The sequence below is a fragment of the Paenibacillus sp. FSL M7-1455 genome (genome assembly GCF_038004655.1).
Lineage (GTDB): Bacteria > Bacillota > Bacilli > Paenibacillales > Paenibacillaceae > Paenibacillus_AQ > Paenibacillus_AQ cookii.
The window spans coordinates 2,657,921-2,680,786 of the sequence record NZ_JBBORO010000001.1; the positions used below are offsets into that span (position 1 = coordinate 2,657,921).

22 protein-coding genes are annotated in these 22,866 nt (G+C 54.5%); 19 read left to right on the top strand and 3 right to left on the bottom strand.

Going from position 1 to position 22,866, the window contains the following annotated elements; translation table 11 throughout:
• Positions 1–7 precede the first annotated feature (7 nt).
• A complete protein-coding gene (gene pcp, locus NYE48_RS12215; RefSeq protein WP_212947543.1) occupies positions 8–625 on the top strand; it encodes a pyroglutamyl-peptidase I in 618 nt (205 codons plus the stop codon).
• Positions 626–711: 86 nt separating this feature from the next.
• On the opposite strand, the gene NYE48_RS12220 is transcribed toward pcp, so the two are convergent.
• A complete protein-coding gene (locus NYE48_RS12220; RefSeq protein WP_052146942.1) occupies positions 712–1,599 on the bottom strand; it encodes an AraC family transcriptional regulator in 888 nt (295 codons plus the stop codon).
• A 121-nt stretch (positions 1,600–1,720) separates the two neighbouring features.
• Here NYE48_RS12220 and NYE48_RS12225 point away from each other — a divergent pair, with 121 nt between their 5' ends.
• The 7 genes from NYE48_RS12225 (at position 1,721) to NYE48_RS12255 (ending at position 8,951) form a co-directional block, all read left to right on the top strand.
• Positions 1,721–2,467 (top strand): sugar phosphate isomerase/epimerase family protein, encoded by a 747-nt coding sequence (locus NYE48_RS12225; RefSeq protein WP_212947542.1) that lies wholly within the window; start codon positions 1,721–1,723, stop codon positions 2,465–2,467.
• 30 nt (positions 2,468–2,497) lie between these two features.
• Positions 2,498–3,592, top strand: coding sequence for a Gfo/Idh/MocA family protein (locus NYE48_RS12230; RefSeq protein WP_340998882.1), 1,095 nt, complete (start codon positions 2,498–2,500; stop codon positions 3,590–3,592).
• A 180-nt stretch (positions 3,593–3,772) separates the two neighbouring features.
• Entirely contained in the window at positions 3,773–4,774 is a 1,002-nt protein-coding gene (locus NYE48_RS12235) for a Gfo/Idh/MocA family protein (protein WP_212947540.1), read from the top strand.
• Positions 4,775–4,820: 46 nt separating this feature from the next.
• Complete coding sequence (locus NYE48_RS12240; RefSeq protein WP_036709348.1) at positions 4,821–5,771, top strand: AraC family transcriptional regulator; 951 nt, start codon at positions 4,821–4,823, stop codon at positions 5,769–5,771.
• A 13-nt stretch (positions 5,772–5,784) separates the two neighbouring features.
• Positions 5,785–6,873: a Gfo/Idh/MocA family protein gene (locus NYE48_RS12245; protein WP_340998885.1), complete on the top strand. Its 1,089-nt coding sequence runs from the start codon at positions 5,785–5,787 to the stop codon at positions 6,871–6,873.
• A gap of 161 nt (positions 6,874–7,034) precedes the next feature.
• Entirely contained in the window at positions 7,035–8,282 is a 1,248-nt protein-coding gene (locus NYE48_RS12250) for an MDR family MFS transporter (protein ID WP_340998886.1), read from the top strand.
• A gap of 129 nt (positions 8,283–8,411) precedes the next feature.
• Positions 8,412–8,951 carry a superoxide dismutase family protein gene (locus NYE48_RS12255; protein ID WP_212947532.1) on the top strand — a complete coding sequence of 180 codons (540 nt, stop codon included), beginning with the start codon at positions 8,412–8,414 and terminating at the stop codon, positions 8,949–8,951.
• Positions 8,952–9,011: 60 nt separating this feature from the next.
• Here the strand turns inward: NYE48_RS12255 and NYE48_RS12260 are convergent, their stop codons facing one another.
• Positions 9,012–9,812: a cytochrome c oxidase assembly protein gene (locus NYE48_RS12260; RefSeq protein ID WP_340998887.1), complete on the bottom strand. Its 801-nt coding sequence runs from the start codon at positions 9,810–9,812 to the stop codon at positions 9,012–9,014.
• Positions 9,809–10,315, bottom strand: a complete 507-nt coding sequence (locus NYE48_RS12265) for a DUF2243 domain-containing protein (protein WP_212947530.1) — start codon at positions 10,313–10,315, stop codon at positions 9,809–9,811. The genes NYE48_RS12260 and NYE48_RS12265 overlap by 4 nt, the downstream gene beginning before the upstream one ends.
• Before the next feature lie 221 nt (positions 10,316–10,536).
• On the opposite strand from NYE48_RS12265, the gene NYE48_RS12270 reads away from it, so the two are divergent.
• The 11 genes from NYE48_RS12270 (at position 10,537) to NYE48_RS12320 (ending at position 22,442) form a co-directional block, all read left to right on the top strand.
• Positions 10,537–12,354 carry an assimilatory sulfite reductase (NADPH) flavoprotein subunit gene (locus tag NYE48_RS12270; protein ID WP_340998889.1) on the top strand — a complete coding sequence of 606 codons (1,818 nt, stop codon included), beginning with the start codon at positions 10,537–10,539 and terminating at the stop codon, positions 12,352–12,354.
• Positions 12,355–12,414: 60 nt separating this feature from the next.
• Entirely contained in the window at positions 12,415–14,154 is a 1,740-nt protein-coding gene (gene cysI, locus NYE48_RS12275) for an assimilatory sulfite reductase (NADPH) hemoprotein subunit (RefSeq protein ID WP_340998891.1), read from the top strand.
• A gap of 187 nt (positions 14,155–14,341) precedes the next feature.
• Positions 14,342–14,695 (top strand): hypothetical protein, encoded by a 354-nt coding sequence (locus NYE48_RS12280; protein WP_340998892.1) that lies wholly within the window; start codon positions 14,342–14,344, stop codon positions 14,693–14,695.
• Between the two features lie 195 nt (positions 14,696–14,890).
• Positions 14,891–15,385, top strand: a complete 495-nt coding sequence (locus NYE48_RS12285; protein WP_212947929.1) for a cation:proton antiporter regulatory subunit — start codon at positions 14,891–14,893, stop codon at positions 15,383–15,385.
• Positions 15,386–15,389: 4 nt separating this feature from the next.
• Entirely contained in the window at positions 15,390–16,610 is a 1,221-nt protein-coding gene (locus NYE48_RS12290; RefSeq protein ID WP_340998894.1) for a cation:proton antiporter, read from the top strand.
• Between the two features lie 54 nt (positions 16,611–16,664).
• On the top strand, positions 16,665–17,519 hold the full coding sequence (locus NYE48_RS12295) for a YitT family protein (RefSeq protein ID WP_340998896.1): 855 nt from the start codon (positions 16,665–16,667) through the stop codon (positions 17,517–17,519).
• A gap of 125 nt (positions 17,520–17,644) precedes the next feature.
• Complete coding sequence (locus NYE48_RS12300) at positions 17,645–17,974, top strand: metal-sensitive transcriptional regulator (RefSeq protein WP_156124559.1); 330 nt, start codon at positions 17,645–17,647, stop codon at positions 17,972–17,974.
• 192 nt (positions 17,975–18,166) lie between these two features.
• Positions 18,167–20,599 carry a heavy metal translocating P-type ATPase gene (locus NYE48_RS12305; RefSeq protein ID WP_445323977.1) on the top strand — a complete coding sequence of 811 codons (2,433 nt, stop codon included), beginning with the start codon at positions 18,167–18,169 and terminating at the stop codon, positions 20,597–20,599.
• Positions 20,600–20,669: 70 nt separating this feature from the next.
• The gene (locus tag NYE48_RS12310; RefSeq protein WP_340998900.1) at positions 20,670–21,494 is read left to right on the top strand and encodes a hypothetical protein; all 825 of its coding nucleotides are present in this window, start codon (positions 20,670–20,672) and stop codon (positions 21,492–21,494) included.
• A gap of 33 nt (positions 21,495–21,527) precedes the next feature.
• Positions 21,528–22,187 (top strand): nitrite reductase, encoded by a 660-nt coding sequence (locus NYE48_RS12315; protein ID WP_340998902.1) that lies wholly within the window; start codon positions 21,528–21,530, stop codon positions 22,185–22,187.
• Positions 22,188–22,202: 15 nt separating this feature from the next.
• The gene (locus tag NYE48_RS12320) at positions 22,203–22,442 is read left to right on the top strand and encodes a glutaredoxin family protein (RefSeq protein ID WP_036709358.1); all 240 of its coding nucleotides are present in this window, start codon (positions 22,203–22,205) and stop codon (positions 22,440–22,442) included.
• Positions 22,443–22,866 lie beyond the last annotated feature (424 nt).

The following is a 22,866-nucleotide window of genomic DNA, read 5'->3' on the forward strand; positions in this document are numbered from 1 at the left end:
AACATCCATGAAAATACTCGTGACGGCGTTCGAGCCGTTCGGTGGCGATTCGGTCAACCCGACGGAAAAACTGCTGGAGGACATTGGGAAGGAACGGTTCGACGGGGCGGAAATCCATACCCGGCTGCTGCCGGTCGTATTTGACGAATGCGCCGACAAGTTATTGGAAACCGTGGAAGCGATCCGGCCGGACGCGGTCATTTGCTGCGGTTTGGCTTCCGGGCGAACGTCCATTACGCCGGAGCAAATCGCGATCAATCTGAAGGAGGTGCCCAAGGAATCTTCCGTCGGGGACAATAAAGGGAACCGTCCATACGACGAACGCGTGAACCCGGAAGGCCCGGACGGCTTGTTCAGCCTGCTGCCGGTCCGCGAGATGGTGGAGAAGATGAAGGAGCAGGGAATTCCGGCCTCGATTTCGTATTCGGCGGGCACTTTCATTTGCAACAATACGATGTATGCGCTTCTCGATTATATCCGGACGAACCGGCTATCCATGATCGGCGGTTTTGTCCATTTCCCCGCATCGGAAGAAATGGCCGCAAGCAAGCCGAGTTTGCCATCCCTCTCGCATGATACGATGCTGAAGGGTTTGAAGACGATGATTCAGACGCTATTGAATTAATTCATTTTATTCTTCGGCCGACGCGGGACTTGCTGCTCGCAGGTTCATGCTACATTCGAATACCCAAAAAGCCTGATTCCTTGGAATCAGGCTTTTCCTTTTTTGCGGAATTGATGGGGGGAGATGTTTTTGTACTGGCGGAATTGCTGGATGAAATAGCTTGAGCTGGAAAAGCCGACCTCGAGCGCAATATCCGTCATGCTCATATCGGTCGTGAGCAGCAGCTTTTCGGCTTCGGTGATCCGGATGTAGCTGAGGTAATTGGTGAAAGTTTTGCCCATGATCGCTTTGAAGCGCCGCGAAAAGTAACTATAGCTCATATTGCATAGTTTGGCCGCCGTTTGGGCGTTGATGTCGTTCATATAGTTGTAGTCGATGTATTCGAAAACCTGCTGCAGCATCCGGTAGTCGCTGTCATTCAGCGAGCGCGAAACCTCCCACCCCCAATGCTGGGGATGCGTGCGGCGCAGAAACCATAGAAAAACGCGGCAGATCAGCGTACGGACGGCCAGCTCGAAGCCGAACCCTTTGGAGGTGAATTCCTCATAGATTTCCCGGATCAGGCCGGGAATGGGCGTGTCGTGGATTTCGGCCGCCGTAAACACCCGCTGTCCTCCGGCATCCGCAAGCGTAAAAGGGAGGATGTATTTCGATTCCAGGAAGGTGCGCGAGGTCGAGTACAAAATTTCGGGATCGAATTTCACGACGATGTATGAAACGGGCTCCTCCGTCGAATAAATCGAATGGGTTTCGTGCGAGTGGATCAGAACCAGATCGCCGGTTTCGAGCCGATGGCTTTTCCCGCCCAGGAACACCTTGGCTTTGCCGGAAAGGAAGTACAGTATTTCGATATAAATATGCCAGTGGGGATCCACGACGATGCTTCCGTTTTGGCTGGAATGGATCATGCTTTCGTAAGGATATTGGACAGACCCGTCTTGGGAACGGTTGGATTCGAAATACGGTTCGGTCATCGCTGCAGCACCTCGTTTTTACCATGACAAAAATTTTATATTTTTGAATAGGTTCATTGTATAACGAATCTGCCGATTTTGGTATCCTTACCTTGACTTGAGACACAGAGGAGGCAAGACGGTGGAAAATATAGCACTTCAACTGTATTCCATTAAAGAACTGACAAGCGCCGATTTTTTGGGAACGCTTGCCAAAGTGGCGGAAATCGGTTATGACGGCGTCGAGTTCGCGGGTTATTTCGGCACCTCTGCTTCGGAACTGAAAAAAGCGCTGGATGCTCACGGTCTCCGGGCCGCCGGAAGCCACATCGGCATTTCCGACCTGCAGGACGGTCTTGACCGGACGATCGAATACTCGCTTACGATCGAAAGCCCTTACATTATTTGCCCGGGCCTTCCCGAAGAGATGCGCAGCAGCGCCGACAGCTACAAACGCACGGCGGAAGCCTTCAACCGGATCGGGGAGCGCTGCAAGGAGCAGGGACTTCGGTTCGGCTACCATAACCACGCGGTCGAATTCGAGAAGTTCGACGGACTCACCGGCATCGAACTGCTTGCCCGGCACACGGATCCCGACCATTTGTTTTTCGAGCTGGATACGTACTGGGCGGAGGCGGCGGGATTCCGTTCCGTCGACTGGATCGAATCGCTGAAAGAACGCTGCTCGGTGCTGCATATCAAGGACATGAAAAGCGGGCAGGACAAGCGGAACACGGAAATCGGGTCCGGCATCATGGATTTCAAGGCGATCGTCGAAACGGGCAAACGTTACGGCGTGCAATGGTATACGGTGGAACAAGAGGAGTTCGAGATGCCTCAGCTGGAAAGCATCAAGGCGAGCCTCGCCTACCTTCGACAAATATTATAAATTATGAATCAGAAGGAGATGACTCGGGTTATGGCGGTTAAGGAACAAAAAACGCTCTGCGTCGGCGTGATCGGCTGCGGCGGCATCGCAAACGGCAAACATATACCGAATTTGAACGCGAACAAAAACGTGGAACTGGTGGCGTTCTGCGACATCATCGAAGAGCGGGCGGTCGAATCCGCCAAAAAAATCGGCAGGGAAGACATCGCGATTTATACGGATTACAAGGAACTGTTAAAGGACGAAAGCATCGACCTGGTCCATGTCTGCACGCCGAACAAGTCCCACTCGTTCATTACCATCGCTGCGCTGGAAGCCGGCAAACACGTGATGTGCGAAAAGCCGATGGCAAAAACTTCGGAGGAAGCCAGAGCGATGCTGGAAACGGCCAGACGCACGGGCAAAAAGCTGACGATCGGATATGACAACCGTTACCGTCCGGATTCGCTGCTTCTCAAAAAAATCTGCGAACGCGGAGATTTGGGCGACGTTTATTTCGCGAAGGCCCATGCCATCCGCAGACGCGCCGTACCGACCTGGGGCGTGTTCCTGAACGAAGAGGAGCAAGGCGGAGGCCCGCTCATCGACATCGGGACGCATGCGCTCGATTTGACGCTTTGGCTGATGGATAACTACAAGGTCAAAAGCGTCGTCGGAAACGTATACCATAAGCTCGGCAGCAAAAAAGACGCCGCCAACGCGTTTGGTCCGTGGGATCCCGAGCAGTTTACCGTCGAAGATTCGGCATTCGGATTCATCACGATGGAAAACGGGGCCACCGTCATCCTCGAATCGAGCTGGGCGCTGAATACGCTGGACGTCGGCGAAGCGAAGGCGACGCTGTGCGGGACCGAAGCCGGCGCGGACATGCGCGACGGACTGCGGATCAACGGCGAAGAGATGGGCCATTTGTACACCAAGCTGCCGGAGCTGAACACGGGCGGCGTCGCTTATTTCGACGGCAAGTCGGAGAGCCAGGCCGCAAGGGAATGCCGGCTTTGGATCGACAGCATCCTGAACGATACCGAACCGATGGTGAAACCGGAGCAGGCATTGGTCGTCACCGAGGTGCTGGAAGCGATCTACGAATCCGCGCGCACGGGCAAAACGGTCTATTTTAAATAGGTTCATAGGAAAAGCTCACCCTTTTATCAAAGAGAGAGTGGGCTTTTTGTCATCGGGACGGTCCGGCCGTTGTGTCGCAATATTGAAGCTTATTGTCGCAATGTTACACTGTATTATCGGTATTTCCTGTGATAGATTAATGGCATGATGTCCTTAAATTAAACATTGGGGTGGCTGAACATGATCAGAATAGGTAAAATTAGCTATTGGCACGTGCATGCTTGGGATTATACGAAACAAGCCCAGGAGCATCCGGACACGGAAATCGTCGCGGTTTGGGACGAAAACCCGCAGCGGGGCAAGGAAGCCGCAGACAAGCAAGGCGTGGACTTCCATGAATCCCTCGACGAAATGCTCGGCCGCGACGACATCGACGGCGTGATCGTGGACGCTCCGACGCGGATGCACCGCGACGTGATGCTGAAGGCGGCAGCCGCCGGCAAGCATATTTTCACGGAAAAAGTGCTTGCGCCGACGCTGCACGAAGCAAACGAGATTTTGGAGGCGGTCAAACGCCATAACGTGAAGCTGACGGTTTCGCTGCCGCGTCTGAATGACGGATACACGCTGGCGATCCGCGAAATTCTCGATCAGGAGCTACTCGGAAAAGTGACGTTGGTACGCGTCCGTTTGTCCCACAACGGGTCTACCGCGGGTTGGCTGCCGGACCATTTTTACAAGCTGGAAGATACCTTCGGCGGAGCGCTCATCGATCTGGGCTGCCACCCGATGTATTTGACGCGTTTGTTCCTGCAGCAGGAGCCTGTCGAGGTCAAAGCGGAATACGGTTACGTTACGGGCAAAGAAGTCGAGGATAACGCGGTAGCGACGCTGTCGACGCCGTCCGGGGCGATCGGGATCGTGGAAGCGGGCTTCGTGAACAGCTTCTCTCCGTTCTGCATCGAAGTTCACGGCACGGACGGCACGCTGCTTTACGGCACGCCTGAGGAAAAGCTTCTCATCCGTACGGCCCGGAAAAGCGAATACAGCGACGGTTGGGTAGAGCTTCCGGTGCCGGGGCCGCGTGAAAGCGCGTTCCAGCAATGGGTCGGCCATATCCAGAACGACACGACGGCCGACGAGAATGTGGCGTATGCCCTTGAATTGACGAAACTGATGGAGGCGGCGAACCAATCGGCGCGCGAGCATCGCGGCATTCGTATATCCGATCTTCAAGCTTAAATTTCAGGTGCCGAAATAAAATATATGGAATCAAGGACTGTGCTTCATGATGAACAACTTTCCGTATGAAATGATGACGGAGCGCGCAGACGCTCTGGAACGGCTGGATCTGAAAGTGTATTGGGGGAACTATGAGATTCGCGTCCTGCGATTTCACCTCATTACGTTTCCCCCGGGGAAAATGGTGTCTTTTCACAAGCACGCCGAATATGAGTTTCATTTTATTCCGCGCGGCAAAGGGATGGTCATCCTGGAACAGGAGCCGTTCACGCTGCGCGAGGGCATGTTTTATTTGACGGGACCGGGCGTAATGCATTACCAGGAGGCGGATGCCGAGGAAGCGATGGATGAGCTTTGCCTCCATGTCGATATCGTCAACCTGGCGGAGAAAGAAAAGGGCCAGGGCAGGCGCACCCGCCATGCCGCCGATCCGTGGGAAATCGCCGAAGCCCAGGATTGCATGGAGAAGCTGAAAACATTGCCGCTCAAACCGGTCATGGACGCTCATCGGGCCATGCCTTATTTCCTGGAGGCTTATCAGGCGGCCCATATGAAATATGCCGGGCTGTATACGACGATCAAACACAGCGTCATCCAAATTTTGCTGCGCGCGGTCAGGGCTTACGAATCGGAGCCGATGGAGGCGCTGCTGCCCGCGAGGGACATGAAGGCTTACCGGTACCAGCTGGCCATGGAATACATCGAAGCCAATTCGGCGGGGGAGATCGTCTTGGACGACGTCGCCGACAAGCTGCATATCAGCAGCAGACAGCTGCAGCGGATCCTCAGGGATCTTGGCGACGGCCGCTCGTTCAGCGAGATTTTGGAGGACTTTCGTCTGAAATCGATCTGCAAACGGCTGACCGAAACGAAGGATCCGATCGACGTCATTGCCGGCCTGGAAGGGTTTTCGAGCGGCAGCTACCTGCATACGGTATTCAAAAAAAGATTCGGGATGACGCCGACGGAATATCGGATGACACACGCGAAAATATAGGGGGATGGCTTTCGTGGGAAAGATTTATCGGATTGGGATTATCGGAAGCGGCGGCATTGCCGGCGAGCATGTCCGCGCTTATAAACGCATCGAAGACGTGGAAATCGTCGGCGTGGCCGACATTTTGCCGGGACGGGCGGAAGAGTTCATCAAGCGCTGGGATTTGCAGCAGGCCAAAGGCTTTGACGATCACCGCAAGATGCTGGAAATGGAACTCGACGGCGTAAGCATTTGCACGCCGAACGTCGCCCATTACCAGACGACGATCGATTCGCTGCGCGCCGGCAAACATGTCATGCTGGAAAAGCCGATGTCGGTCACGCTCGAACAGGCCGTCGAAATGGTGCAGGTCGCAAAGCAAACCGGAAATATGCTGAACATCGGTTTTCAGCCGCGTTACGACCCGAATATGGGGCTGATCAAGGATTTGGTGCAGAAGGGCCAGCTCGGCAAAGTTTATTATGTAGAAACCGGCGGGGGACGCCGCCGCGGCATGCCGGGCGGGACGTTCATCCGGCAGGAGATCGCGGGAGCCGGGGCCATGGCCGATATCGGCTGTTATTCGCTCGATCTGGCTTTAAATACGCTCGGGTATCCCAAACCGCTGACGGTGTCGGCTTACACGTCGAACTATTTCGGCACGAACCCGAAATATCATCCGGAGGCGGACCGCTTCGACGTGGAAGACTTCGGCGTTGCGATCGTCCGGTTTGAAAACGATCTCGTGCTGAACTTTAAAACCTCCTGGGCGATGCACATGGATACGCTCGGCGCCACCATGTTCCTCGGAACGGATGCGGGGATGAAGGTGCTCCCGGGCAGCAGAGGCCCGTGGGGAGGCGTATGGGACGGCAACGTCGGCGCGGTATCCATATTCCATGATATCCAAGGCCATCATACCGAAAGCATCATTCCGCTGATCGACCATAAACTAAGCGTGTTCGAGGAAAAAATCAAAGATTTCGTACGCGCGCTCCGCGAAGGGGGGCCGGCACCGATCCCGGGCGAGCAGATTTTGCGCAACCAGGCGATCCTGGACGGCATTTTGCGGTCTTCGCAAACGAAAAGGGAAGTCGAAATCCATATTCCGGACATCGGTTAATTCCGGCGTCCGAAACCACAGTCCGCAGCCTGACCCATCAGGTTTCGCGGACTGTTTTTTTATCCAATGTTCTTGTCATCCTGAGAATTTATGGTATATTTAAACTCCTTCCTTATTTCCCAACATCTCACTCCAAATCGTATTTCAGGAGGACATTTCCAATGCTTTGGCTCAAATGGGACCTCAACCTGAAGATCAGGCTGATTGGGGATTCCCTGTTTAACATGCTCTTTTGGATGTATTTTCCGTTCATGGCGCTTTACTTCAGCGAAGCTTTCGGCAAATCCGTCGCCAGCATGCTGATGATGGTGCCGCCGCTCGTCGGGATGTTCGCGGGTCTGTTCGGAGGGTTTTTGGCCGATCGGCTGGGCCGGCGCCCCGCGATGCTTTTGGGTTCGATCCTTCAATCCGTGATGTTTGCGATTTTTGCATTATCCCCTTCCCGCTGGCTCGATTATGTAGCGTATATCGGGGTCGGGCTCGGGGGTTCGATTTTTACGCCGGCCAGCTCGGCGATGGTCGCGGACGTCACGCCGGAAAAGGAGCGGCGAATGGTGTTTGCGACGTTCGTGACCGGGAGGAACATCGGCGCGGTGTTCGGCCCGGCGATCGGTTCCGTCTTTTTCATCCATCATCGCACCGAACTGCTGTGGACATGCACGCTGGTCACGTTCCTGTACTTTTTGACGATCTATTGGAAGATACGCGAAACGCTGCCGAAATCGGCGGAACCCGCGAACGAAAAAGGAAATATGGGCTCGCTGATCATAAAGCAGTTCCGCGATTACGGCCTTATTTTCAAGGATCTGCCCTTTGCGGTGTATATCATTGCGGGAGTGATGGTCACCATCGCTTTTATGCAGCTGGATATGTATCTTACGGTGTACGTCAAAGAATACGTGCCTGCGCAGCCGCTGTTCTCGTTCGGGAGCTGGTCGCATTCCCTGGACAGCACCGGAATTTTCGGCTTGATGATCGGGCTTAACGGTTTGTTGTTCGTGCTGTTGGCGGTGCCGGTCACCAAGGTGTTCGAGCATTGGAGCGATCGAAACGTGTTCATTTTATCCTCGGTGCTGTTTGGTCTCGGGATGTTTCTAATGGGTTTTACCACGAACGTATGGCTGCTGCTTGTTTTTGTCGTCATCATGACGGTGGGGGAAGTGTCCCGTTCGCCCGTTACGGAAAGCTTCATCAGCAAATATGCGCCTGCCGACGCAAGAGGCCAGTACATGGGAGCATCCAACCTTCAATATTCCTTGGGCCGTTTTATCGCTCCGGCGACGATTTTTCTTTCGACTTGGCTCCCGCCGCTTGGGGTCTTCGGTTTTATCTTTTTCTGCACGCTGGCAAGCGTCGCGTTGTATGTCGTGCTGTTTCGCATTCTTCCCAAACCCAAACCTGCCGAGTAAAAATGCCGGTGGATGATCGTGGAAACGTCCGCGCCATTTTTTGAGCGGATCGGTGTTATCTTTTTCCTGCAAAAAGGACAACCTGTGAACAGGTACCGAAACACATCTACAGGAGGAAGAATAGGCACAATGAAAAAACAAGCGATCTGCCTGAGCGTACTGAGCACACTCGTATTCGGGGCTGCGCCGATGAGCCCGTCCGCATGGGCCCACTCGGAAGAAATGCAAGTGAAAACGAAAATCATCGATTCCAAAGGGACTGAAGTGGGCACGGCGGTGATCACGCAAAAAGCCGATGCGGTGCAAATTCACGTCGAAGCGAAAAACTTGCCCCCGGGGGAGCACGGAATTCACTTCCATGAAAACGGAAAATGCGATCCGCCGGACTTCACGACTGCGGGAGCGCATTTTAATCCGCAAGGCAAGCAGCATGGCTTCAAAAACCCGCAAGGGTTCCATGCGGGCGACCTGCTGAACATCCGCGTCAATGATGACGGAAGCGTCGTGGCCGATCTGGAGAGCAAAACGGTAACGCTGAAAAAGGGCGCATCGAACTCGCTGCTCAAACCGGGAGGCACTACCTTGATGATTCACGAAAAAGCGGACGACTACGTGACGGACCCGTCGGGGAATTCCGGCGCGCGCATTGCCTGCTCGGTCATCCGCTAGTTTAAAGAGTAAAATAGAACAAAAAGGCAGCCGACCCATTCGGCTGTCTTTTTGTTTGCCTCAACCTTTGACCTGCGGAAGGCGGGGCCGGGGCCGCACGGCAACGTACCATGTCCGGCAAAAGAAAAAGATGAGCAACGCCTCGACGGCATCCCCGCCGTAATACATCAGCATGGCGCCGGCTTCGGCTTCGGATGCGGGAACGCCTGCAGGGGGATGGGCATAAACGTATTTGGACAGGATGCTGTGCCCGGCCAGCGCCAGTATAAGGATCAACGCCCTGAAAATATGGCTGCTTGGATGCGGGTTCGGTTCATTGCCGAGGATGGCGGAGGAAAATACATACCCGGCGATAAAGAGATGTCCATGAACGGACAAATAGCCAAACGGGTTGGCGTGCATTTTGCCGAATACATCCGTCGCGTAAAGCAGCCAAAGCCCGCCTATATTCAAAATTCCGGCAACGGCGGGGTGGGTGACGAATCGCAGCGGAGGCATTTTCAGCAAGGATGCAAGCTTCCGCGCATGGGTGACGTCAAGGGCACGCAGCAAAAGCGTGACGGGCCGCGCCAGCGCCATCAGCAGCGGAGCCAGCATGCCGAAGAGGAGATGGCTGACCATATGGGCAACGAAGCCGGCATGGGCTTGCGCCGGAGAAGATGCGAGGATTCCGACGATGGCGGCGGATGCGCCGGACAACCAGAGTATCAGCCGATGCGGCGGCCAACTCCTTCCCCGTCGACGGGACCGGATAAAGGCCAGGATATAAAGGATGGCGAGGCCCGCCGTTCCTGCCGCCAGGATGCAGGCAGCCCAAACGCCGGCGGCTCCGTGATTCAGCGGGGAACCGTTCATGTTCATCGCCGTTTTCCGCCGTTTCTTGCGGCTCGGGCTCGTTTGCCGCTTCGGATCAAGAGGATGCCGGCCGCGATCATGGCCGCCGCGATTACGTTCCAAGCCACGTCATAGGGAAGCACGTCCACGTTGTAGCGGATCTGGTGAATCTCCATCAGCTTATGCTGGATGATGCCGTCGTACAATTGGAAAGCGCCTCCGCCCGCGAGCATGCCGCCCCACCAGGACATGGCGTTCAGCCCGTTTTTGCGGCGAAGGTCGGAGAGCATAAAAAAGGCGGCCAGCGTCGCGAACCAGCTGAACGCGTGGAACAGCCCGTCCGATACGAGCCCGACTCCCGTCGTCGATTTATCGTAAAAATGATGCCAATGCAGCAGCTGATGAAAGACGGTTTCGTCGATAAAAGCGACGAAACCGAGACCGAACAAAGCGCCCGAGCCGATGCTGCGGAAGCGGAAGGCAGCCGAAGCGCCATTCGATCCGTTCGGCTTGGCATGGTTGAGATCCATCGCTAAAAACCCCTTTTGTTTTCGCGTTCGTCGTATCATTATTTCCACGAAAAGCATCAGTCAGACGCTCCGCGCCATGATCCTGAAATTTTGGCAAAAAGCTGAAAATTCTTCGTTGACCTCATGCCCGGCCTGTGATAGATTCAAGGAAGTATGAATTAAGTGGATAGATTTACTCGGAATTAATTCAAGCATTCATAACGACGCGAGGTGGGATAGGGTTGGAGCTTCAAGTATCAAACAGTCCATTTAATGAAGAGCAAACAAAGCTATTGAACCAGCTGCTGCCGACGCTTACAGGGGCGCAGGCCAGCTGGCTGAGCGGTTATTTGACGGCGCTGCAGGGCGCGGGAGGCATCGCGCTGGCGGCGCAGCCGCAGACCGGGGCGCCTAGCCCGGCAATCCCCGCCAAGGAAGCGACCATCCTTTTTGGTTCGCAGACGGGCAATTGCAGCGGGCTTGCCAAAAAATTGTCCAAAAAGCTGTCCGAGCAGGGAGTGAACGTCACGCTGTCATCCATGAGCGATTTTAAATCCGCAAATTTGAAAAAGATCCGGAACCTGCTCATCGTGGTCAGCACGCACGGCGAAGGAGAACCGCCGGACAACGCCATTTCCTTCCATGAATTTTTGCTCGGCAAACGCGCGCCGAAGCTGGAAGGCGTCTCGTTTTCCGTCCTGGCGCTCGGAGATACCTCGTACGAATTCTTTTGCCAAACGGGAAAAGATTTCGATCAGCGCCTGGAGGAGCTTGGCGGCACCAGGATCGTTCCCCGCGTCGATTGCGACGTCGATTTCGATGAAGCGGCCGCCGGGTGGATCGATGACGTCGTGCGCAAATTAAGCGAGGGAAGCGCCCAAGCTTCCGCCGCCGCGCCTCTCGCAGGCACGGCTCTCACCGAGACCGAATCGGAATATTCGAGAACGAATCCGTTCCATGCCGAAATTCTCGAAAACATCAACCTGAACGGACGCGGCTCCGACCGCGAAACCCGGCACCTGGAAATATCGCTGGAAGGGTCCGGGCTCCAATATGAACCGGGCGACAGTCTCGGCATCTATCCGGAAAACCATCCCCAGCTTGTCGATGATCTGATCGAGGCAATGGGCTGGAACCCGGAAGAATCCATTACGGTCAATAAGCAGGGAGATTTGCTTGCGCTGCGGAAAGCGCTTTTGCAGCATTACGAAATTACGGTGCTGACGAAACCTTTGATCAAACAGTTCGCCGAACTGACCTCCAATCCGGGACTTCAGGAACTGGTCGAACCGGGGCATGAGCAAGAACTCAAACAATATATCGAGGAAAGGGATTTGCTTGATTTGGTGCAGGATTACCAGCTGAAGGGCATCCCGGCCGCCAGCTTTACAAGCGTTCTGCGCAAGCTGCCGGCACGCCTGTACTCCATCTCCAGCAGCCCGAAAGCAACGCCGGACGAAGTGCATATCACGGTGCGCGCGGTTCAATACGAAGCGCATGGCCGCGACCGGTACGGGGTATGCTCCACGCAGCTTGCGGAAAGACTTCAGCCCGGTGATACGCTGCCGGTTTACATTCAGCATAATCCGAACTTCAAGCTTCCGGGGGATCCGGGCGCACCGGTCATCATGATCGGGCCGGGCACGGGCGTGGCTCCGTTCCGGGCCTTTCTGAGCGAACGCGAAGAGACCGGCGCGGAGGGGAAAACCTGGCTCTTTTACGGAGATCAGCATTTCGCCACGGATTTCCTGTACCAAATCGAGTGGCAGCGCTGGCTGAAAGACGGGGTGCTTACCCGCATGGACGTGGCTTTCTCGCGGGACACCGATCAAAAAGTCTACGTGCAGCACCGCATGCTCGAGAAAAGCAGGGAGCTTTACGAATGGCTTCAAGAAGGGGCGTACGTGTACGTCTGCGGCGACGAAAAGAAAATGGCCCATGACGTTCATGCCACCCTCGCGGCGATCCTCGAGAAAGAGGGCGGCCTGAGCCAGGAGGAGGCAGCGGACTATTTGCATCGGATGCAGCAGGAGAAACGTTATCAGAGGGATGTGTACTGACAGGGAGCGTGATTTGGCTCCTGCTAGCCGCGACAAGACGTGAGAGGAGATGCGAGATAGATGTCTGAAAATAATCTGTTGTCGAAAAACAGCGCCCCGCACAGCGACGTGGAAGATATTAAGCGCCGCAGCAACTATTTGCGGGGCAGCCTGACCGAAACGTTAAAGGATCCGATTACCGGATCGATTCCCGAGGATGACAACCGCCTGATGAAGCACCACGGTAGTTATATGCAGGACGACCGGGATTTGCGCAACGAACGCCAGAAACAAAAGCTCGAACCCGCTTACCAGTTCATGCTGCGGGTACGGGCCTCGGGCGGCGTGGTCACGCCGGAGCAATGGCTCGTGCTGGACCGCATCGCCCAGCAATATACCAGCGGTTCGATTCGCCTGACGACGCGCCAGTCGATCCAGTTTCACGGCATCCTTAAATGGAACTTGAAAAACACGATCCGCGAAGTGAACGAAACGCTGCTGACGACGCTTGCCGCCTGCGGCGACGTCAACCGCAACGTCATGTGCAATCCGAATCCGCACCAATCGGAAATCCATGCCGAAGTTTACGACTGGGCTTGCCGCATCAGCCGCCACCTGGATCCGAAAACGACGGCGTACCACGAAATTTGGCTGGACGGTGAGAAGGTCGCTTCAAGCCAGAACGAGGAAGAGCAGGAACCGATATACGGACGCGTGTATTTGCCGCGGAAATTCAAGATCGGCATCGCCGTGCCGCCTTCCAATGACGTCGACGTCTTTTCGCAGGATCTGGGCTTTATCGCGATCGTGGAAAACGGCCGCTTGACGGGCTTTAACGTCGCCGTCGGCGGCGGGATGGGGATGACGCACGGCGATCCGAAGACGTACCCGCAAGTTTCTAAGGTCATCGGCTTCTGCACGCCGGAGCAAGTGATCGACGTGGCCGAAAAAACGGTGACGATCCAGCGCGATTATGGCGACCGGTCCGTCCGGAAGCATGCCCGGTTCAAATATACGATCGATGACCGCGGCATCGGCTGGTTCATCGATGAGCTGACTTCGCGCCTCGGCTGGAAGCTGGAAGAGGCCAGACCGTTCCGCTTCGACAGCAACGGGGACCGGTACGGCTGGGTGAAAGGCAGCGGTGGCAGCTGGCATTTTACGTTGTTTATCCAAAACGGGCGCGTGAAGGACGAAGAAGATTACCCGCTGATGACGGGCCTGCGCGAAATCGCCAAAGTTCATAACGGGGATTTCCGGATTACGCCGAACCAAAACCTGATCATTGCCAACGTCAAAACGCAAAGCAAGAAAAAAATCGAAGCCTTGATCGAACAGTACCGTTTGATGGACGGCGTTCGTTTTTCGGCGCTGCGCCGCAACTCGATGGCCTGCGTGGCCCTTCCGACATGCGGCTTGGCCATGGCCGAGTCCGAACGGTATTTTCCTACGCTGCTTGGCAAAATCGAGGAAATCCTTGAGGAAACGGGACTTGGCGAAGAGGAGATCGTCATCCGCATGACCGGCTGTCCGAACGGCTGCGCCCGCCCGGCTTTGGCCGAAATCGCGTTTATCGGCAAAGCTCCCGGCAAATACAATATGTATCTGGGCGGCGGCTTCGCCGGAGACCGTTTAAACAAGCTGTACAAAGAAAACATCGGGGAAAAGGAAATCCTCGATTCGCTCCGTCCGCTCCTGGCCCAATACGCCGAAAATCGGGAGCCCGGGGAGCATTTTGGAGATTTTGTCATTCGCGCCGGCTACGTGCAGGAGGTCCGCGACGGGCAGGAATTCCATGAGCAAAACAGCGTCACGATCTAATGGATCGCGTAACATCATAACCAATTCAACCAATGGCTCCGCGTTTGGGTCATTGGTTTTTTCTGTCGCCGCGGATGGACAAATCCTCGAAAGTTTCTGGCGACTTTTTGCTCCCGTGGTTTGAAACGGCACTGTCTTTTATGGTAAAATCGATATATATGAAATTTTCACAAGAGGGAGGGATAGGATGCCGGCACTGACCAAAAGACTTCGCATGCTGCTTATCGTTCTGCTTGGCTGCATTCAGATGCTCGCCTTTCCCGTTTCCTTCGAAGAAGAAGTATCCCCTGCTTACAACAGCGAGACCGAGACGGTCCACGGCCGAATCGATCCGCAAACGAAACCTGTCCTGCGCAAAAATCCCTCTTTGATGCAACGGTTGATCATGCTGGCCTCGGCGCTGCCTGGCGTTTTCGTGATCCCGCTGCTTTTGCTGCTGCGTTTTCCTAGACCCCGTCTGCCTTTTCATCCGATCATTTCCATTCGCAAAAGATACCTTCTGCTACTACCCGTCAAATTTACCTCGAGTTACGTGGGTTAACACGCCTTCCATTGAACGGTTTATTTCCTATACCCTCAAGTAGCAAGCATGATCCTGTTTTTCATGCGTTTCTTTGATTACGCCACGATTTTTTCCGGCTGAAAAAAGAACCGCATCCTAGACATTTTGCTCGGTTACGGATTATGTGAACATTTTCTCAAACTAAATATCGAACGTTCAGGAGGCTATGATATGATGGAAATTCGTGAATCTATTTTGCCTGGAATCGGGATGAAATATCAGATGGATACGGCCAGCGGCGACCGGATCGTCATCGTGATCCATGACGACGGAAGGCGGGAGCTGTACCATTTTTCGCGGGAGGATGACGATCAAAGCAAGCTCGTGGCGACGCTGGAGGATCAGGAAGCCAGGCAGCTGGCCGCGTTGGTCGGAGGCATGGTGTATAAACCGAAGCAGCTGGAAAGCGTGGAAATGGCATTTGACGATCTGACGATCGAATGGTACCGGATCGAATCCCATTTCGGCTGCATCGGCAAAACCATCGGCGAGCTCCATATCCGGCAAAACTCCGGCGCGTCGGTGATCGCGCTGATCGATAAGAATAAAGGGAAGCTGGTCAATCCCGGTCCGGGAGCGGTGCTCAGCGCCGACGCCACGGTCGTGGCGGTAGGGGAAAGGGAGCAGCAGAAGCGGTTCAAACAAATCCTGATGAACGGAAGCGGGTGATCGGATGGACCATTTGATCTTTGAAATCGGCTTGGCGCTCGGACTTATCGCGCTTGGAGGACTGATCTCGGCAAAGTTCCGTTTTTCGGTCATTCCGTTTTATATATTGATCGGCATGGCGGTAGGCCCCCATGCGACGGAACTGTGGCATTTCGATTTCCGCTTTATCGACAGCGCGCCGTTTATCGATTTTATGGGAAGAATCGGCGTGTTGTTCCTGCTCTTTTATCTGGGGCTTGAATTTTCGGTCGGACGGTTGGTCAAGTCGGGGCGGTCGATCGTGGTCGGCGGTTCGATTTATATCGGCATCAACTTTACGCTCGGGCTGCTGCTTGGATTTCTGGGCGGTTTCCCTGTGGCGGAAGCGCTTGTCATTGCCGGCATTACGACGATTTCGTCGAGCGCCATCGTGGCGAAAGTGCTGGTCGACCTGAAAAGGACGGCCAACCCGGAAACGGAAATGATTCTGGGCATTACGATGTTCGAAGATATTTTCCTCGCGGTGTACATTTCCATTCTTTCCGGTTTTGTGTTAAGCGACTCCAGCTCGATCGGCGGCGTCCTGTTGTCCGCCCTCGTGTCGCTTGGCTTCATGCTGACGATCATCATTCTGGGAAGAAAAGCGGTCCCGCTGCTGAACAAGTGGCTGCGTATCCGCTCGAATGAATTGTTTGGTCTCGTCATTTTCGGGGCGTTGTTTCTGATCGCCGGTTTTTCCGAAACCATTCACGTCGCGGAAGCGATCGGGGCGCTGCTCGTCGGTCTGGTCCTTGCCGAGACGGAACACGCCAAGCGGATCGAGCATTTGATCATGCCGTTCCGCGACTTTTTCGGAGCCGTCTTTTTCTTCAGCTTCGGCTTATCCATCGATCCGATGTCGCTGGGCGGGAATGCGGTATGGCTTGCGCTGGCTGCCGTCGTCATTACGTTCGCCGGAAATTTCAGCGCGGGCATGCTTGCGGGCCGTACGGCGAATTTGTCGCCGAAAGCCTCCGCGAATATCGGACTTACGATTTTATCGAGAGGGGAGTTTTCCATCATTCTGGCCAATTTGGGGAAAGATGGTGGACTTATGGATATTTTGCAGCCGTTTTCTGCGATCTACGTCCTGATTTTGGCCATCCTCGGCCCGATTCTCACCAAGCAATCGCCGCATGTCTATGCGTTTATGAACCGTTGGTTCAAATTCAAAGACAGGCGGGTGCCGAAGGAAGAAGCGCTCTAAGCGTTGCGGATGCCACCGGATCGTGATGTTCCCAGTCTTGAAGGAGGGAAGATGATGCGTTCGAAGAATTCCGTTCGTTTCCGGTTCGGCAGGAATGCGGTGACGCAGTCCGTCGTCGGCGGCATAGTCGCATCGGTCGGCCTGGAATTGTTTTTGCATCCCCATGACATGATTGCAGGCGGGATGACGGGCATTTCGGCACTCGTTTCGTTCCATACCGAAGGACATTTCGGGATATTGCTGCTGCTGTTCAACCTTCCGCTTTTGCTGCTGTATGCGTTCATGGGAAAAACGTCCGCGCTTCGCGGCGTGTTGCCCGGATTGCTTGCGTTTGCGGGTTCTGCGCTTCTGCTTGCGCCCTTCCCCGCGGTTAGCGGCGAACCGGTCGTTGCTGCGCTTGCGGGCGGGTTTTGTCTCGGCATCGGCGCCGGGCTTGCGGTCAAATCGGGAGGGCTGCTGGATTCGCTTGGACTGGAGAAAGGCGACCGGATCCGGCCAAGGATATTCGTATCGTCTGCTCCGTTCGGCCCGAAGCGCTTGTTCGTATTGTGCCATGGAGCCGTTCTTGTCTTGGCAGGAGCGATGATGGGATGGGAACGAACCTTGTATTCGGCCCTTGCCTGCATCGCGGCTTACGAAACATCGGCATTGATGTTGTGGGGCTTCCGGAAAACGGCCTGGGTCATGGCTTCAAAGCCGGATGAAATCTTGCAGGAGGTGCGCCGCAGAATCAATATGGATGGCGAAGTTCTATCCGAAGAACGATATGGGGATGAGGACCGGAGGTTCGTTTTGAAATACAGCGTCCATGTTTTGGATATTCCCCGTTTTAAAGCGGCCATCCGACATTCGGATGCGAAAGCCGAAATTTTATGGATCAACCGGGCCGTCCGGGAGGCCAGGCGGTAAAACCAAGGATTAGGCAAGAGACGGCCAATATTTCGTCATGAAACGGTTTGTATCCGGCGGCATGCCGAGTATAATAGTATTATTAGGGTAAAGGAGGCGAATGCATGAATACGGTACCGGAAATGATGGATCCAAACACGAACGCAAAAGCCGAAGCGTGCTCCGGAGACCATTCGGAGCGGAAAAGCCATCATTCGGATAAGGTGAAAAACAGCTTGATCAGCCGCCTGAACCGCATTGAAGGCCAGGTCCGCGGCATCAAAGGGTTGATTGAAAAAGATACGTATTGCGACGACGTTTTGAACCAAATTGCCTCCGTACAATCCGCTTTGAACGGCGTTGGGAAATTGCTGCTTGAACATCACATGAAAAGCTGCGTGGTTCAGCGGATTCAGGAAGGCGACCAAGATGTGCTCACGGAACTGATGACGACGATGAATAAATTAATCAAGTAAAAAAGCGCAAGCCGCCGCAAGGCGGCTTTTTACATGTTTCAAAAATAGGCTAGGGGGGTATTGTAAAAATGTATTGACTCAATATAGGGTGGTGGGGTATACTAAGGTCAAGAAAGGGAAACGACAACGAATGTAAATCAACGATTTTCAAATGGTTACACTAAACGTGATGCACGTAAGGGAGTGATGGTTTTGGAAGCAGCTCTTAAAAAGCAAAAACAGAAAACCGTACAAATAACCGGCATGACCTGCGCAGCCTGCGCCAACCGGATTGAAAAAGGCTTAAACAAAATGGAGGGCGTAGACTCCGCCAACGTCAATTTTGCGTTGGAACGGGCAACCGTAACCTACGATGCGGATAAGGTGAACGATGAGGCCATCGAAGCGACGATCAAAAAGCTGGGCTACGGAACCGTCAAGGAAGTCACCCGGTTCAAGCTCGAAGGCATGACCTGCGCCGCTTGCGCCAACCGGATCGAGAAAGGGCTGAACAAGATGCCCGGCGTCACGAACGCTTCCGTCAATTTTGCGCTGGAGACCGCTACGGTAGAATATTCGCCGGCCGAGGTTTCGGTCGCGGATATGCAGTCGAAAGTGAAGCAGCTCGGCTACAAAGCGGTCGCGCAAAGCGATGAAGAAGAACACGCAGATACCCGGGACCAGGTGGTCCGGAAGCAAAAACGAAAATTGATCGTTTCGGCCATTCTGTCGATCCCGCTGTTGTGGGCGATGGTTGCGCACTTTTCGTTTACATCTTGGATCTACCTGCCGGACCTGTTCATGAATCCGTGGTTTCAGTTGGTTTTGGCGACGCCGGTACAGTTTTACATCGGATGGCCGTTTTACGTCGGGGCGTATAAAGCGCTGCGCAACGGCAGCGCCAACATGGACGTCCTCGTTGCTTTGGGAACATCGGCCGCCTACTTCTACAGTTTGTACCTGACGATCGACTGGTACGCAAAAGGCGGCAACCTGCACCACGGTCCGAACATGTACTACGAAACAAGCGCCATTTTGATCACGCTCGTCATCATGGGTAAGCTGTTCGAGGTGCTTGCCAAAGGCCGGACGTCCGAAGCGATCAAATCGCTGATGGGGCTTCAGGCCAAAACCGCCCGGGTCATCCGCGACGGCCAGGAGCTGACGATCCCGGTGGAAGAAGTGATCGCAGGCGATATCGTAATGGTTCGTCCGGGCGAAAAAATCCCCGTCGACGGCAACGTCATCGAAGGCGAATCGTCCGTGGACGAATCGATGCTGACGGGCGAAAGCTTGCCTGTCGAGAAAAAATCCGGGGACGCCGTCATCGGCGCGACCCTGAACAAAAACGGCGTCCTGCGCGTTCAAGCCACCAAGGTCGGGAAAGAAACGGCTTTGGCCCAGATCATTAAGGTCGTGGAAGAAGCCCAAGGATCGAAAGCGCCGATCCAGCGGGTGGCGGACGTCATATCCGGCATTTTCGTTCCGATCGTCGTCGGCATCGCCATTGCGGCGTTCCTTGTCTGGTATTTCTTCGTGACGCCCGGCAATTTCGCCGAAGCGCTGGAAAAAGCGATCGCGATCCTGGTCATCGCATGTCCTTGCGCCCTCGGTCTCGCAACGCCGACATCGATTATGGCCGGTTCGGGACGTGCCGCAGAGCTCGGTATTCTCTTCAAAGGCGGCGAACATTTGGAGCAAACGCATAAAATCGACGCCATTATCCTGGATAAAACCGGTACGGTAACCAAAGGCAAACCGGAATTGACCGACGTTGCGGCCGAAGGCGACGAACAGGAATTTCTCCGGCTCGTCGGCGCCGCCGAGAAAAACTCGGAGCATCCATTGGCAGAAGCGATCGTCGCAGGAATTCAGGAACGCGGCATTCAGCTGCCGGATACGCAATCGTTTGCGGCCATTCCGGGGTACGGCATCGAAGCGGAGGTCGAAGGCAAAACACTGCTGGTAGGCACGCGCAGATTGATGGAAAAACACGGCGTGGAAGCTTCCCATGCTTACGCGTTGATGTCCCGCCTGGAGGAATCCGGCAAAACCGCGATGCTGGCCGCGATCGACAACCGCTACGCAGGTTTGGTCGCGGTTGCGGATACCATTAAGGAAACATCCAAAGAAGCGGTACAGCGCTTGAAAGACATGGGGATCGAAGTCATCATGATCACCGGCGACAACGAACGGACAGCCAAAGCCATCGCGGCTGAAGTCGGCATCGATCACGTCCGTGCCGAAGTCCTTCCGGAAGGAAAAGCCGAAGAGGTCAAAAAGCTGCAAGCCCAAGGCAAAAAAGTGGCGATGGTCGGCGACGGCATCAACGACGCTCCGGCGCTTGCGACGGCGGATATCGGCATGGCGATCGGCACAGGCACCGACGTTGCCATGGAAGCCGCGGACGTCACGCTGATGCGAGGAGATTTGTCCAGCATTCCGGACGCGATTTATATGAGCCGCAAAACGATGGGCAACATCAAGCAAAATCTGTTCTGGGCACTCGGGTACAACACGCTGGGCATTCCGGTGGCTGCTCTCGGCCTGCTTGCTCCTTGGATTGCGGGCGCGGCGATGGCGCTTAGTTCCGTGTCGGTCGTGCTGAACGCGCTCCGGTTGCAGCGGGTGAAAATCCGCCACTGATGTGAGCCAGTCTCGATTCGCAGCGAGTTCCCATGATGCAAACCATCCGAATACAAAGGAGCGATTGAAGATGAGCGAACAACATGCCATGAATCATGAAAACAGCCGGCATCAGCAGCATGACCCTCACGGCAACGGGGCGCATAAAAGTCATGGAGCCCATGGACATCAGCACGGCGGTCACGGCCATCACCAAAACATGGCGGGGCATTATAAGGCGCGCTTGGAGTTTCCGAACGGCGCGCCAAACGCCAACGAGGAGACGGAGATCCAAATCGTAACGACGGATCGGGACGGGAATCCGGTAAGCCGCTTCAAAATAAGCCATGAAAAACGGATCCATTTGATCATCGTCAACCGGGACCTGTCGTTTTTTGCCCATATCCATCCCGAGTATGAAGGCCAAGGGATATTCAAAGTCAGAACGACTTTCCCGGATGGCGGCAAATATAAATGGATCGTCGATTTTGTTACGGAGGACGACGCTGCCGTTAATTGGGGCGACTGGGTAGAGGTCAACGGCGCGCCTGCCGGTCACCGCAAGCTAGTGCCGGACAGTGAAAGGGTACGGGAAGTGAACGGCAGGGAGTTTGAGCTTTCGCTCAGCAGCGATCTTGCGCAAAGCGACACCTTGTTAACCTACACGGTCCGCGACGCGCATACAAAGAAGGGCATCGACGATCTGGAACCATACCTCGGCGCAGCCGGGCACGTGGTCATCTTATCGGCCGATGCGGAACAGTACCTTCACGTCCATCCCGTGGATGAAGGAGCGACGGGCCCGGCGGCCGAATTCAAAACGATGTTCCCGCATCCGGGGATCTATAAAATCTGGGGGCAATTTCAACACAAAGGCGAAGTTTTGACGGTCCCTTTTGTCGTGGAAGCAAAATAAAAACGAAGCGGATAGCAAGGGAGAGCAGCAAATATGATGGAGACGAAAGAAACGCCGGGGAAAACGAAAATCGCCGTATCCACGCCGATTCAAGTCGGCGGAAACGTCATTACGCCGGAGCAGCTTACGGTGATTGCATCGGCTGCAGGCCCTGAAGCGCATATTGAAATCACGCCTTTCCGGCAGATTTACGTTGAAATAGCGGCACAGGAAAAAGAAAAGGTGACGGAGCAGCTGCAGCAGGCCGGATTGCAAGTGTATCCCGCGGGAGCCGTCGTCAAAGGTTTGATCGTCTGCCAATTTTGCAAAGGGGCCGAAGACGCCGGGCTGGCGACGGCCCAAGCCATTCACCAAGCGATCGCCGGAGCGGCGACGCCGGTTCCGATCAAGGTTGCTTATGCCGGCTGCGCCCTTGGCACGAGCGAACCGCTGCTGAAAGACATCGGGGTCGTTAAAATGAAGGACACGTTCAGCATTTATGTGGGCGGAGAGCCGAAAGGAATCAAAACCGCCATCGCCGAGCCGTTAGCGGAAGGGCTGAAAGAAGAACAGGTCATCCCGGCGATCATGAAGGTTATCGACTTCTATAAGTCCAATGCCAAAGGAAAAGAAAAATTCGCCAAGTTCGTCCGCCGCATGACGCTCGAAAAAATCCGGGAAGCCGCGGGAGTTGCGGTATCACCAAACGCCTGATAGGAGGGAATGGAAATGGCAAAATCGGTCCAAATTTATACGATTTCCACGTGCAGCGACTGCCACCAAGCGAAGCGGTATTTTAAGGATCACCAGATCGATTTTATCGAATATAACTGCGAAGACAATCTTGAATATGCCGAGGAAGTCCGGAGACTCACCGGGATGCAGACGGTCCCGACGATCGTGATCGACGATCAGGTGTTCGTCGGGTTCGCCGACCATTTTAAAGAAATCACGGCATTGCTGGCTTAAGTCCGGTAGGTTGTTCCGTTGGAAACGCTGCCGCTTTCCCCCCGGATCGGGAGGAGACCGGCCGTATTTTATTTTTTAAACCGTTTTTTACGAACCCGCAGGATTGATTTTAAAGGATAGGAAATGGTACAATGGTGGAGCATTTTAACAAATCAGGAGGATTATTAAAAAATGACGCAATACATGAGACTTCGCATCCCGACTTTGAACCGTTAATTCCATACGTTCAAAGGCTCTGTTTCGTGAAACGGAGCAAACGGGATCAGTCTGTCCTTTTTTAATGATCTTCATTCCATATTCGTGATATGTGATGCAAAGAAAGGCGGGTCGCTCTGCCTTTCTTTTTTTATGCATGCATTCCTTCTTTTTGGACCGTAAAGCAGGTCTTATTTGCTGACGGCTTTGCTGGACCCATCGTCCAAAA